Here is a 13,103-nt window from a genome sequence, read left to right as displayed (position 1 = left end):
GCGGGATCGGGCGCTCCCGGCGCGGTCCGGACCCGGCGCGCGGGCGCCGCGCTTTGACACTTCCGGCGGGCTGTCGGAACTTCGCGCGCCATGGACGGTCAGCGCGGCATCGCGCGCCGCATGGTGATCGGCCTGCCGGAAGGCGGCCTCTCCCCGGGATGGGAGCGAGACTTCTCGGCATTCCCTCCCGCGGGCGTGATCGTGTTCCGCCGCGACTTCCGCGACCTCGACGACCTGCGCCGGCTCACCACACGATTGCGCGGATTGGCCCGACCGCGCCGGCTGCTGATCGGCATCGACGAAGAAGGCGGCTGGGTCTCGCAGCTCGACGGTCATCTGCTCGTGCCTCCCAACGCCGCCCTCCTCGCCCGCGGCGCGAGGGATGGTGATATCGCCGAGGTTCACGCCGTCACCGCCCGCCGATTACGCGCCCTGGGAGTGGATTGGGACTTCGCGCCGGTCGCCGACGTACACTCCCAGCCGCGCAATCCCGTGATCGGCGCGCGGGCGTTCGGCTCGGGGCCCGAGGACGTCGCCCGGGCGGTGGGCGAGGCGCTCCGGGGATTCCGCGAAGGCGGCCTCGCCTCCTGTCTGAAGCATTTCCCCGGCCACGGCGACACCGAGGTGGATTCCCACCTGGCGCTCCCCTTCTGCCGCGCCGACCTCGCCACCCTCGAGGCGCGCGAGCTGGCGCCGTTCCGGGCCCACCTCGAAGCCGACGCCGTCATGACCGCCCACGTCGTCTATCCGGCGCTCGACGCCGAGTCCCCCGGCACCTTCTCGCCGGCCGTGGTCACCCGGCTGCTGCGCGAGCGGCTCGGCTTTCAGGGGGTGTGCATCACCGATGCGCTGGAGATGAAGGGTGCGTCACAGAACCACACGCCCGCCGAGGCCGGGCGACTGGCGCTCGGCGCCGGCTGCGATCTGTTGCTGTTCGCGTTCCACGACGAGGGCGTACGGCGCGCGCGACTCGAGCTCGCCGACGCGCTGGTGGACGGCGCCATCGACCGCGCCGGCTTCGACGCGGCCCGGCCACGGTTGGCGCGCTTCGACGCCGCGCATCCGGAACCCGGCGCCGAGGAGCTCTCCCGGCCACTCGAATCGCTGACGCCGCCCGACTGGAGGGAACGGCTCGAGGGCGTGATCGAGCGCGGATTGATCGTCCGCGGCGCCTTGCGCGACCCGGCACGTTCGCTGCCGTGGCGCGTCCGCGAGCCCGAGTTCGCGCGCGGGCCGACGCTGCGCGAGCTGTTGAGCGAAGCCCGCGAACCGATCACCACGGACGCAGGCGCGCCGGCGATCGAATTGATCGCGGTGGCGAGCCGGGTGCCGGTCGCGCCCGCCGAGATCGAGCGGTTCCGCGCCACCGCGCGCGCCGGACCGGCGGTGATCGTCGGGCTTCAGAACGACGCGTTCCTCGACGAGGCGAGCGAGGCCGCGGTGCGCCTCTCGGCCAGCGACGCGACCGAGCTGACGCGGCGCGTCGTGGTGCGCCGATTGATGAGCTTGCGTCGCTCGAGCTGAGGGCCCGGAGCCGCGCCCGAGGGCCGAGCCCAGGCGCAGACCCGTCAGTACGAGAAGTGGAACTGAAGGAACGACTGCGTCTCGTCCTTGATCGCCACCGCCGAGCCGAAGTAATTGCGGAATCGGTCGGCGTCGTGATGGATCCAGCGCATGGCGAAACGCAGCTCCGCGAACGGCACCGGCACCCAATCGGCTTCGAGCGCATACCGCGTATGCGTGTTGAGATCGCGAATGTAGGGGTCCGCGGCTCCGCGATCGAGACTCATGTAATCGTAGCGGGCGCGGAAGTTCGCCTGCTTCCACGGCCAGTAGTCGGTTTCGGCGTACCAGGCCAGCGAATTCTGCTTCGGCCCGGTGGCCTTCCCCGTGGGCGGCGTGAGCTCGTCGGTGCCCGCGCCGATTTCGCCGAGCAGCGCGACGTTCCGGCGATGAGCGATGCCGTAGTAGCCCCAGCGGGTCGCGCGCTGCACCTCGGTGACGCCGCCTGACGGAGGCAGCCGGCGGAAGTCATCGTAGATCGAGACCCCGCTCTGCGACCAGGCGTTGTTGTAGCCGAGCTTGAGGGTCTTCGCGCCGGCGTAGAAGCTCGGCCCGTAAAGCGGATGCGAGTCACCGTCGGTCCACGAGGCGCGCGCGAAGAAACTCCGCCATTCGGCGCCGTATTCCAGCCCCATGTCCGGCTGGCGCGGGTCGTAGGGCAGGAAGGAACTGCGGAGCGAGTCCACCGACCCCGAATAATTGAAGGGCGCTGAAGGAAAGAAGAAGTCCAGGTAGCCGTTGCGTGTCGCCACGGTGTGATCGTCCTGGCGCAGCCCGAACGGCGTACGGAAGCGGCCGGCCTTGAGATATCCGTTGAGCGGAAAACCGCTGATCAGGCCGAACGCGTCCTTGGTGCTCGAGCCGGCGTCGAAGCCGTCGCGCGAGTAGACCAGCGACAGGCGCGCGTGCGGCACGAAGGTCAGGTAGAAGGCGTTCTCCATGTCGAAGAACCCGGCGCGGTCGAGCGAGTCCGACTTCACCGTGGTGTTGGCGATCAGCATGAAGCGCTGATTGAGCCCCAGATAGAGCGGGAAGTTGTCGCCGACGCGATTGACCAGCGAGAGATCTTTCCACATCCCGCTGGTGTCGGCGTCGAGCGAGTGCCGATTCTTCGCGAAGGCGAAGCCGAATTCGTTGCGTGGTCCGCCGCCGTTGGGATCGAAATGACAGTTCTGGCAGAGCAGGCCGGTGCGCGCCGCGTAAAGCGGCACGCTCTCCCCGCCGCGCGTCGAGAGCAACGCGACCACCGACACGATCAGCAGCACCAGCGGAACGGCGCGAATCGGACGACGCATGGGCTCCTCCCCAACCGAACTGTTGCGGGGAGGCGCGCCGGGCATTCGCGATGAACCGCTCATTTCGCGCGCTTCCTCCGCCGAATCGAACGCGGCCGGCCGAAGCCTCCGCCCCCAGGACTCGCCACCGCTAGCACCGCGCCCGCCGGAACGTCAATCTGGAACTTGCCCGGCATTCGACGCGGCCTGCGCGGTTGCGCCGGATCGAACAGCTGATTCTCGCCCGGCGCTCCCCGCTGGCCGCCGGCTAGGCCGTACGGGCCGCGGACCCGCCGCTCGGAGATCACCGTGACGCGCGCCGGAACCCGCACTCGGATTGCGCGATGGATCCCATCGCCTCCGGCGAAGCGACCAGCGCCCCCACTTCGGCGACGAATGCGCGTCCACTCCACCTCGAACGGATATTCGTGCTCGAGAGCTTCCACCGGGGTGTTCCGCGTGTTGGTCATGTGCGCCTGCATCGCGCTCTCGCCCGGTCCGGCCGGTCCGCCGCCGTGCCCGCCGCCCAGCGTCTCGTAGTAGGCGAACGGCACGCCGCGCCGCGGGTCGAAGCCGCCGATCAGCAGGTTGTTCATGGTGCCGCTGCTCGCCGCCGGCATCCGGTCGGGCAGCGCGCGCGCGAACGCGCCCAGCGCCACGTCGACGATGCGCTGCGAGGTTTCGACGTTGCCGGCGCTGACCGCGGCCGGCAGTCGCGCGTTCACCACCGAGCCAGGCGGCGCATCCAGCGCGATCCGGCGGAACAGGCCGTCGTTCACCGGGAGCTCGCCGCCGATCGCGCAACGCAGCGCGTAGGTCGAGGCGGCCAGCGTCACCGGGAGCACGGCGTTGACCGGTCCCCGCGTCTGCGGCGCCGAGCCGCGGTAATCGAAGCGCGCCGTCGAGCCGTCGAGGCGCAGTGCGAGCGCGATGCGGATCGGACCATTCCCGAGCCCGTCGTCGTCGAGCGCATCCTCGAAGCGGAAGGTTCCGCGCGGCAGGCGCGCGAGCGCCGCCCCGGCGGCGCGCTCGCCGTGATCCATCACCGCGGCGGCGGCGCGCACCACGCCGGTACGGCCGCGCGCGGCGGCGAAGGCCGCGAGCCGCCGCGCTCCGGCGCGCTGCGCCCCGAGTTGCGCAGCGAGATCGGCGGCGCGCTCATGCGGCGTGCGCACGTTGGCGAGCAGCAGGCGCCATACCTCCTCGACCCGCCGGCCGCCGCGCTCGAGCCGCAGCGGCGGAATCCTGAGGCCTTCCTCGTAGATCTCGCGCGCGAGCGGCATCGACCCGGGCGCCGCGCCGCCCACGTCGGCGTGATGCGCGCGGCTCGCCACCACGAACTCGGGGCGAGTCCCGCCGAGGAATACCGGGCTCACCAGCGTGATGTCCGGAAGGTGCGTGCCGCCGGCGTAGGGATCGTTGAGCACCACGGTGTCGCCCTCGCCAAGCCCCTCGAGCGCCAGCGCCGCGCGCGCCGCGGTCGGCATGCTGCCGAGATGGACGGGAATGTGAGCGGCCTGGGCCACCAGCCGGCCCGCGCCGTCGAACACCGCGCACGAGAAATCGAGCCGCTCCTTGATGTTGGGAGAGTGCGCCGAGCGCTGGAGCACCAGCCCCATTTCGTCCGCGCAGGCGGCGAACAGCGCGGCGTCGAGGGCGAGCGAAACCGGATCGTGCCTCATCGGCGTCCTCGCCTCAGCACCAGCGCGCCCGCCCGGTGTCGCTCGCCGCTCCAGGCCGGCGCCACCCACAGCGTCGCACCCTCCTGCAGCACCACGCAGGGCCCCCGCAGCCGCCGGGGAAGCCGCTCGAAATCGTGCACCGGCACGACGATCGCCCGGCCGCCGATCCAGGCATGCGTGCTCGCCGGCCCCGCGGGCGCGCCCTTCGCGCTTCGAATCGCGCCGAGCCGCGCCGGCACCGCCGCGCGCACCTCGAGCGTCACCACCTCGACGCTCTGATGCCGCGCCGCGAAACCAAACCGCCGCTGGTGCGCGCGATGAAAGCGCTCGACCAGGTCGCCGGTGACCGGCAGGGTCAGTTCGTGCGACTGGCCGCGATACCGCACTTCGGCCCATTCGCTGACCCGCGCGCTCGGCCGATCGGGACGCAGCAGCTCGCCGAGCACCCGCCCGCGCAGTCGCCGCAGTTCGCGCGCGATCCCGGAACGGTCGCGCGCATCGAGCAGCACGCTGCGGCTCCGCTCGCGTCGCGAGCCGCCGAGCAGCGCGCCGAGCGCCGAGAGCACGCCGGCGTGCGCGGGGAACACCACCGCCTCGCATTCGAGCGCCTCGGCCAGCGCGCAGGCATGGAGTCCGCCCGCGCCGCCGAAGGCCACCAGCGCCGCGCCGCGCGGATCGTGCCCGCGCTCCACCGAGACCGCGCGGAGCGCCGCCGCCATGCGCGCTTCGGCGAGCGAGAGGATCGCCGAGGCCGCCTCCTCGCGACGCGGTCGCGCGATGCTTCGACCGAATCGCGAGATCGCGCGAGCGGCGGCCTCGCGATCGAGCGGCAGCGCCCCGCCGCCGAGCGCGCGGAGCGGAATCCGTCCCAGCATCAGCAGCGCGTCGGTGACCGTCGCCGGCCCGCCGCGCCCGTAGCACGCCGGGCCCGGGGCGGCGCCGGCGCTCTCCGGGCCGACGCGTGGCAGGCCACCGGCGTCCACCGACGCGATCGATCCGCCGCCCGCTCCCACGGTGTGCACGTCGAGCATGGGCAGCAACACCGGGAAGCCAGCCACCTCGCGCGAGCGCCGCCGCGGCAACTCGTCGCCCTCGACATAGGCAACGTCGGTGGAGGTGCCTCCCACGTCGAGCGTGAGCGCGCGCGCGAAGCCGGCGTCCCGCGCCGCGACCGCGGCCGCCGCGAGCCCGCCGGCCGGTCCCGAGAGCAGTTGCCGCACCGGTTCGCGCGCGGCCTCCGCCGGCGGCGCGGTGCCGCCGTGCGAGAGCACGATCTCCAGCTCGGCCCGCGTCCCGCGGGCCAGCGCCTCGAGGTATCCCGACAGTCGCGGCAGCAGATAGGCGTTGGTGACGGTGGTGGCGAACCGCTCGTACTCGCGGAATTCGGGGCAGAGCGCCGCCGAATACGTCACCGGCAGGCCGAGCGTTTCGAGCGCGCGCGCGAGACGCCGCTCGTGCCGGTCGCTGGCGTAGGCGTGGAGCAGCCCGACCGCCACCGCCTCGGGGCGCGTCCGGCGCACGCTTCGCGCCACCCGCCGCGCCTCGGCCGGGCCGAGGGCGAGCTTCGCGCGGCCCGCGGGGTCGAGGCGCTCACGCGCGCCGATCCGGCGCTCGGCCGGGACCAGCGGCGCGACCCGGCGCGGCTGCAGCGCATAGAGCTGCGGCCGATCCTGGCGGCCGATCTCGAGCAGATCCTCGAATCCCCGGGTGGTGACGAAGGTGACGCGCGCGCCCTTTCGCTCGAGCAGCGTGTTGGTCGCCACGGTCGAACCGTGGCGAATGCGGGTGCCCGATCCGGCGCCCAGGCGGAGGAGCCCCTCGAGCACGGCACGCTCCGGAGCCGCGGGGGTGGAGGGCAGCTTGAGCGCGCGCCACAGGCCGCCCACTCGCGCAACGAAATCGGTGAACGTGCCGCCGGTATCGACGCCGATCCATTCGGGTGCGCGCGCGCCGGCGGCGATCACCGGCCCCGCGCGCTTCGGGCGGCGCGTGCGGCGCGGCTTCATGCCGGTGGCGGCGACGCCGGAGGAGCCCGCCGCTTGCGCAGACGGTCCACCAGCACCCCGAGCCCGAGCGCGATCCCGGCGACCAGCAGCACCCAGCCCGGAATCTTCACCGCCCGGCCGACCAGAGCGAGCGCGAAGTAGTAGGGAATCGCGCCGAGATAGACGGCCAGACCGTAACGCAGCGCCGGGTAGCCGATCGCGGCCGCCACCAGCTTGAGCGGCGCGTCGGGCAGCGGCGTCAGCCGCGCCCAGAACAACGCCAGGAACATCGTGGAGGGATACCGGGCGAGCGCGGCGTCGAGCTTTTCCCTGGACGGGGCGAAGCGCCGCATCCACGGCTGGCTCTCGTGCAGGATCCAGCGCAGGATCAGCAGCTGGACCGTGCTCCCCGCGGCGCTGGCGAGCCCGCCGAAAGTCGCCACCGTCCAGGCCGGTTGTCGCTTGCCGTACTCGAGCAGGAGCGGCGTGGTGGCGAATGCGAACGTGGCGCCGTCCACGAACAGCAAGAGGCACAGCATCCACAGGCTGTCGACGGACACGCGGATCCTCTCCGAAGAGATCACGGCGCCCTCGTCTCGAATGAGGGCGCCGCATCCTACCAGCGCTCGGAGCTCCCGAGCCGGAGCTAGATCGCGGGAGCCGGCGGCTCCGGCTCGCGCGGCGGCCGGGGAGGCATGAAGGATTCAGGCGGCGATGGCGGCGGCGGGGGTGGCGGCGGCGCCGTATCGAGCGTCGTCACCACCGTGCCGGCCGGACCGGGTGGAGGCGCGTAGGGACCGGGGGGCGCGGGCGCCGGCGAGCCGGGCCCTGGACCGACCGCGGGGCCGCGGCGGCCATGCCACCAGCGGGCGATCGGGCCGGTCGTGAATTCGGAGCGAAGCAGCGCGCCCCAGCCCGTGACGCCCACCAGAATGGTGAAGACGATCAGCAGTACGTGGAACAGCTGCCCGAATCCCGAGAACAGCGGGATGAAATGGATCGCCTTCATGACCGAGGCGACGAACAGGGCGCCGCCGAGCGAGAGGACGCCGATCATGGTCGCGCGCATCAGCGTCGGATGCATCTGCCCCTGTCGCACCGCCAGGCGCTCGCCGAGCACCGCGGCACCCACCACTCCGCCCCAGACGCCGAACACGGCGACCAGCAGGAAGTAGGCGAACAGCAGCGCGATGCCGAGCGGGATGCCGATGATGGTGATGCAGAGCAGCGCCGTCAGCAGCGCTACCGCGATCAGACCCGGGATCAGCAGCACGACCGCCAGCCAGCCCACCAGGAACGCGCCTCCGCCCGACTGCCGGAACGAATCCACCGCCGCCTGAGTGCGCCCCGGCGTGATCTTGACCACGACCCAGCCCAGCAGCAGCCAGATCAGCAGCCACGCCAGCGAACGGGCGACGCGATTGCCGCGCTCGACGTCCACGTCGAAAGTGCGATGCCGCAGGGGCGCGGAGAGAATGCGCTCGCGATTGCGGCCGAGCCCGACCACGCGCTTGCCGCTCACCACCGCGCCCGGGTCCTCGTGCAGCTCGCCGCCCATGCAGACGACGTCGCCGTCCACGCGCGCGGTGGAGTCGAGATAGATGTCTCCCCCCACCGACACCGCGTTGCCCTCGACATGTCCCTGCACGCGAAGATCGCCGCCCACCGCCAGCACGTCGCCGGTGACCACCTCATCGCGCCCGATCTCGATGTCGGAGCCCACCCGCATGATGTCGCCGGACTTTCCGACGATGACGGTGGGCGGGCTGGGAGGAGTCGGCGGAGCCGGCGCAGTCGGCGGCACCGGTGCGGCCTCGCCGCTCGAAGCGTGTCCGCGGCTCGCGCGGCGGCCGGAGTGCTCGAGCGAAGAGGAACTCTCGGGGGGCAGCGGCGTGAACTTCATCTCGTCGGCCCGGGCCGGAGAGGCAACCCACTCCTGAACCGCGACCAGGGCCCGGGTCAGCCGGTCGAGGGACGCCGCCCGCATCTGGGCCGAACCCTCGAAGGCCGCCGCAGCGGCCCCCAACAGGCAGGTGACGCCCAGCAGGACTTGCGTGGCGCGTGCTCTCATGATTCTCGGCCTCCCGTGGAGAGATGGATATCGCCTGAAGCGCTGCGAAGCTGAATGACGGCCGAGCCCTGCCCGACGCGTCCGGTGATGACGCGGCGCGAGAGCGACCCGGCCTGGATTTCGGCGCGCGTCTCGAGCGAGCCGTTCGAGGTGCGAAGCTCGATCTGACCGCCGACCCCCGGACCCAGCGCCACGTGGATGTCGCCGCTGCTGGTCGTGACCTGGGCCCGCGAGAGCGGCGCGGCCAGGGTGAGCTCGACGTCGCCGCTCGAGGCCGCGACCGTGGCGCGAGAGGCTACGCGATCCGCCACCACGTGTCCGGTGGTGGTGCCGACCTCGAGGCCTCGCGGCGCCTGGTTCACGTCGACGTCGCCGCTCACGGTGCCGATCAGGATCGAGTCAGCGGCGTCACGCACCGAGATGTCGCCGCTGGTCGAATGCGCATCGAGCGGCCCGCGAATGCCGCGGATCTGGACGTCGCCGCTCACGGTGCGAATCTTCGACGCTCTCAGATCATCGCCGGTGACGTCGCCACTGGTGCTGGTGAGGGCCACGGCGGCGCCCGGAGCATCCACCTGGATGTCCCCGCTGGTGCTCTCGAGCGTCTGCCGGCTCCCGAGTTCTCGCGAGGAGATGTCGCCGCTCGCGCAGCGCACCTGTACCTCGAGGCTCGCCGGCACCTCCAGCCCGAGGCGAATCTCCGCGCTCGGAATCTCGAAGTCGGAGAACAGGTCCCAGAAACCGATTCGAATCGATTGGGACGAAGGATAGTGGACTTCGACCACGAACTGACCGTTGTCCGTGCGGGTGTCCACCCGCATCTGGTCCGCCAGGCGCGCCATTTCGGACTTCGAATTGCCGCGAACCAGCTTCAGGGCGGTGAGATGGAGCCGCCCGTCGTTGCTCGGCGAGAGCACCACCTGACCGCGCGCATTGAGGACTCGGACCGCGGTCAGCCCGGCGGTGCCAACGTCCAGCGAACTCTGCTCGCGCAGATCGCCGGCCAGCGCCGCGCTCGGGGCGCTCGCCAACAGCAGCATGAGGGGCAGAATTCGCGTGATTCCAAACACCGGCTCCGTCCTCCCTGGGCTGCCTCCCCTTACGGCAACCAGGCGCCTGGGGTTGCGCGATCCGGCCAAAATCGAAGCTGAGCGAATCGGCTCAAACAGGACGGGGAGCGTCCTTTGCAGGCGCTCCCCTCCCGATGACACACGTCCAGGTCGCCCCGGCCGTCGATCAGTGATGCATGGAAGTGTCGGCCATAGCCGAGTCGGAGTGCATCGTGCTGTCGGACGGCATTGAGCTCGTCGAGGACTCCGAGGTAGCCGGCGTCTGTTCGGCCTTCTTGCCGCAACTCGCGACCATGAAGGCGAGGGCGAGGGCCAACAGGGAGGCCATCACCAGAGCGGACATCTTGCGCATGTCTTTCACATTCACCTCCTCTCGGTCACGCCGCCCGGGAATCTTAAGTAGTCGTTCCCAGGCGACCCGATTCATTGATGTGGACTCGATGACAGAAAAAAACACCACTCAGGAGCGGTGTTGGGGCCGGCAGCGTCCCTGCTCATGTCGAACGGAAGGGTTGAATACTCAAAGCCCCCACGGTGGCTTCGCGCCGGAGGATCGGGAGTACTCACAGTCGAAGCGCCGGAAGACTAGGGATGCCTCCCCGGCTTGTCAACCCGCATCGGGGTCCCGAGCGGAGCTGGGTCAGCACTCGCAAGCCCAAGGAATCAAACGCATTGGAGCGCATGATCCAGGTCGGCCCTGAGATCGACGAGGTCCTCGATACCCACCGAAAGCCTCAGCAGGCCGTCCGCGAAGCCCATCGCCAGCCGGGTCTCGCGCGGCACAGAGGCGTGCGTCATCGAGGCCGGGTGGCACACCAAGCTCTCCACGCCCCCGAGACTCTCGGCGCGCGTGAAGAGCGTGAACCGATCGAAGACCCGCCGGCCCGACTCGAGTGAGCCGTCGCCGGCGATGAAGGAGATCATGCCGCCGAACCCCGAGGCCTGCCTTCGGGCCAGCTCATACTGGGGGTGCGAGCGGAGTCCCGGATAGAACACGGCGCTGACCGCTTTCTGCGTGGTCATGAACTCGGCCAGCTCGCGAGCGTTTTCCTCGTGGCGCTTCATGCGAACCGCCAGGGTCTTGGTGCCGCGCAGAGCGAGCCAGGAGTCCATCGGCCCCGGCACCGCTCCCGACGCGTTCTGCAGGAAGCGGAGCTGCTCGTGGAGGGCCTCGTCATTGGTGATCAGCGCCCCCCCGATCATGTCGCTGTGCCCGTTCAGATACTTGGTGACCGAATGCATCACCACATCGGCCCCCAGCTCGAGCGGCCGCTGGAAGAACGGCGTCATGAACGTGTTGTCGACCACCAGCTTCGCGCCATGGCGGTGCGCGATCGCGGCGACCGCCGCGATGTCGGTCAGCGCCATCATCGGATTGGTGGGCGTCTCGACGAACACCAGCCGCGTGCGAGGCGTGAAGGCCTGCTCGACTTCCTCGGCCCGGGCGCCGTTCACGTAGGTGAACTCGAGGCCGAAGCGGCGGAACACCCGTTCGAACATGCGATAGGTGCCACCGTAGAGATTGTTCCCCGCCACCACGTGGTCGCCCGAAGAGAGCGTCTGCATGAGCGTGTTGGTGGCGCCGAGGCCCGACGAGAAGCACAGTCCGTGGCGGCCGCCTTCCAGGGAGGCGAGATTCCGCTCGAGCGCGAAGCGCGTGGCGTTGTGCCCGCGCGCGTATTCGAAGCCCTTGTTCTTGCCCAGCGCTTCCTGAGCGTAGGTCGAGGTCTGGTAGATCGGCACCGTCACCGCGCCGGTGGTCGGATCGGGTTCCTGGCCGGCGTGAATCGCGCGGGTGCCGATGCCGGCATTGGGCGACAGCGAGCGTTCGCCGCCCATTACTCGTTCCCCGCGATGAACTGGAGCATGTCGAAGCGGGTCAGAATGCCTTTGACATGGCCGTCCTCGCGAATCAGCACCGCCGGCGTACGCGAGGTGAGCAGGTTGGTCACGTGGCTGACCGGCTCGCCGGCGTCCACCACCGGTAGCGGCTCGCCCATCAGCGTTGCCACCTGCTGATCGAGCACCTGCGAGTTCTCGAGGACACGTTTCAGCAGCTCGTTGTCGAATACCGTGCCCACCAGCTGCCCCTTTCGAAACACCGGAATCTGGGTGATGTCGTGCTGCTCGACCAGCTGGAGCGCGCGCCGCACCGGCTCGTCGGCTTCCACCGAGAGCAGCCTCGGCAGCTTCCGTCCCTTGGTCCCGAGCACCTCGTGAACCCGCGTGATCTCGGGATCGAGCAGGTGGTTGTCGCGCATCCACTCGTCGCTGTGGACCTTGGTCAGGTAGCGCTCACCGGTGTCGGGGAGCAGCACCACCACCAGATCGTTGGGTGTCAGCGCGCGCGCGACCTGGAAGGCGACCCAGGCCGCCATGCCCGAGGAACCGCCGACGAAGATCGCCTCCTCCCGCGCCAGCCGGCGCGCGGTGTTCAGGCCGTCGCGGTCGCTGCACGAGAGGATTCGATCCACGACCTTGAAGTCGGTCGCGCCGGGAATGAAGTCCTCGCCGACCCCCTCGATCTTGTAGGGGTGGGCCTCAGTGATCTTGCCGGTCTCCTTGTAGTGCCTGAGGATCGACCCCACCGGATCGGCGCCCACCACCTGCACACCGGCGTTCTTTTCTTTCAGGTACCTGCCGGTGCCCGAGATCGTGCCGCCCGTTCCCATTCCCGCCACGAAGTGCGTGACGCGGCCACGGGTCTGCTCCCAGATCTCGGGACCCGTCGACTGGTAGTGCGCAAGGGGGTTGGCGGGATTGTAGTACTGGTTCATGAGGCAGGCGCCGGTGCGCTCGGCCGCCACTCGCTTCGCGACCGAGTAGTAGGACTCGGGAGAATCTGGCGCCACCGCGGTCGGGCTCAGGAGCACCTCGGCGCCGAACGCCTTGAGCAGGTTGACCTTTTCGCTCGACACCTTGTCCGGCATGCAGAACACGGCGCGATATCCGAGCACCGCCGCCACCATCGCGAGGCCAAGCCCGGTGTTTCCCGACGTGCACTCGACGATCGTGCCGCCGGGCAGGAGTCGCCCCTCGCGCACCGCCGCCTCCACCATCGCCAGGCCAATCCGGTCCTTCACGCTCCCGCCGGGATTGAAGTATTCGAGCTTGGCGAGCACCGGCGCCGGACAGTCTGCCGCGAGCTTGCGAATGCGGACCAGGGGCGTGCGCCCAACGAGGCTCAGCACCGTCTCGTGGTACTCGAGACCGTCGAGAACGCTGCTCACGGGGAACCCACTCCTTCGGGGCGAGGGCGGATGGAATGAAACGAGGCGCTGGGGAGGTTAGGCAGCGCCTCGGAGATCGTCAAGCCTTCGGTCATGCTCCGAAGATTGGTGATGGTGCAGGACGTGCAGGGACTGACCCTGCATGTCGCCAGCGGGTCGCTTCTCGCCCCCATTCTGCCCCAACCCATCCTGTTGCCACCACCGCACTAGCGGGATCGGCTGGCGCTG

The 13,103-nt window shown here is 70.4% G+C and carries 10 protein-coding genes; 1 reads left to right on the top strand and 9 read right to left on the bottom strand.

The genetic code is table 11. The features are described from left to right. Window positions 1-90: 90 nt before the first annotated feature. A complete protein-coding gene (locus VMJ70_13380) occupies window positions 91-1,524 on the top strand; it encodes a glycoside hydrolase family 3 N-terminal domain-containing protein (GenBank protein ID HTO92118.1) in 1,434 nt (477 codons plus the stop codon). A 44-nt stretch (window positions 1,525-1,568) separates the two neighbouring features. Here the strand turns inward: VMJ70_13380 and VMJ70_13375 are convergent, their stop codons facing one another. From VMJ70_13375 to VMJ70_13335, 9 genes are all read right to left on the bottom strand, one after another. Continuing rightward, a complete protein-coding gene (locus VMJ70_13375) occupies window positions 1,569-2,858 on the bottom strand; it encodes a hypothetical protein (GenBank protein HTO92117.1) in 1,290 nt (429 codons plus the stop codon). A gap of 59 nt (window positions 2,859-2,917) precedes the next feature. Then, complete coding sequence (locus tag VMJ70_13370; protein HTO92116.1) at window positions 2,918-4,519, bottom strand: hydantoinase B/oxoprolinase family protein; 1,602 nt, start codon at window positions 4,517-4,519, stop codon at window positions 2,918-2,920. Continuing rightward, window positions 4,516-6,525: a hydantoinase/oxoprolinase family protein gene (locus VMJ70_13365; GenBank protein ID HTO92115.1), complete on the bottom strand. Its 2,010-nt coding sequence runs from the start codon at window positions 6,523-6,525 to the stop codon at window positions 4,516-4,518. Before VMJ70_13365 ends, VMJ70_13370 begins: the two co-directional genes overlap by 4 nt. Continuing rightward, window positions 6,522-7,064 carry a VTT domain-containing protein gene (locus tag VMJ70_13360; GenBank protein ID HTO92114.1) on the bottom strand — a complete coding sequence of 181 codons (543 nt, stop codon included), beginning with the start codon at window positions 7,062-7,064 and terminating at the stop codon, window positions 6,522-6,524. Before VMJ70_13360 ends, VMJ70_13365 begins: the two co-directional genes overlap by 4 nt. An 86-nt stretch (window positions 7,065-7,150) precedes the next feature. Further along, window positions 7,151-8,575 carry a polymer-forming cytoskeletal protein gene (locus VMJ70_13355; protein HTO92113.1) on the bottom strand — a complete coding sequence of 475 codons (1,425 nt, stop codon included), beginning with the start codon at window positions 8,573-8,575 and terminating at the stop codon, window positions 7,151-7,153. Then, complete coding sequence (locus VMJ70_13350; GenBank protein HTO92112.1) at window positions 8,572-9,615, bottom strand: DUF4097 family beta strand repeat-containing protein; 1,044 nt, start codon at window positions 9,613-9,615, stop codon at window positions 8,572-8,574. Before VMJ70_13350 ends, VMJ70_13355 begins: the two co-directional genes overlap by 4 nt. A 196-nt stretch (window positions 9,616-9,811) precedes the next feature. Continuing rightward, window positions 9,812-10,006: a hypothetical protein gene (locus tag VMJ70_13345; protein HTO92111.1), complete on the bottom strand. Its 195-nt coding sequence runs from the start codon at window positions 10,004-10,006 to the stop codon at window positions 9,812-9,814. A 302-nt stretch (window positions 10,007-10,308) separates the two neighbouring features. After that, window positions 10,309-11,484 (bottom strand): PLP-dependent aspartate aminotransferase family protein, encoded by a 1,176-nt coding sequence (locus VMJ70_13340; GenBank protein ID HTO92110.1) that lies wholly within the window; start codon window positions 11,482-11,484, stop codon window positions 10,309-10,311. Continuing rightward, the gene (locus VMJ70_13335) at window positions 11,484-12,875 is read right to left on the bottom strand and encodes a cystathionine beta-synthase (GenBank protein HTO92109.1); all 1,392 of its coding nucleotides are present in this window, start codon (window positions 12,873-12,875) and stop codon (window positions 11,484-11,486) included. The genes VMJ70_13340 and VMJ70_13335 overlap by 1 nt, the downstream gene beginning before the upstream one ends. Window positions 12,876-13,103 lie beyond the last annotated feature (228 nt).

The sequence above is a fragment of the Candidatus Sulfotelmatobacter sp. genome, from assembly GCA_035498555.1.
GTDB lineage: Bacteria > Eisenbacteria > RBG-16-71-46 > RBG-16-71-46 > RBG-16-71-46 > DATKAB01.
This window is presented reverse-complemented; position numbering and strand designations above follow the sequence as displayed.

Coding starts and splice junctions, on each gene's coding strand:
- VMJ70_13380 (HTO92118.1), top strand. CDS start 91: ATGGACGGTCAGCGCGGCATCGCGCGCCGCATGGTGATCGGCCTGCCG.
- VMJ70_13375 (HTO92117.1), bottom strand. CDS start 2,858: ATGCGTCGTCCGATTCGCGCCGTTCCGCTGGTGCTGCTGATCGTGTCG.
- VMJ70_13370 (HTO92116.1), bottom strand. CDS start 4,519: ATGAGGCACGATCCGGTTTCGCTCGCCCTCGACGCCGCGCTGTTCGCC.
- VMJ70_13365 (HTO92115.1), bottom strand. CDS start 6,525: ATGAAGCCGCGCCGCACGCGCCGCCCGAAGCGCGCGGGGCCGGTGATC.
- VMJ70_13355 (HTO92113.1), bottom strand. CDS start 8,575: ATGAGAGCACGCGCCACGCAAGTCCTGCTGGGCGTCACCTGCCTGTTG.
- VMJ70_13350 (HTO92112.1), bottom strand. CDS start 9,615: ATGCTGCTGTTGGCGAGCGCCCCGAGCGCGGCGCTGGCCGGCGATCTG.
- VMJ70_13340 (HTO92110.1), bottom strand. CDS start 11,484: ATGGGCGGCGAACGCTCGCTGTCGCCCAATGCCGGCATCGGCACCCGC.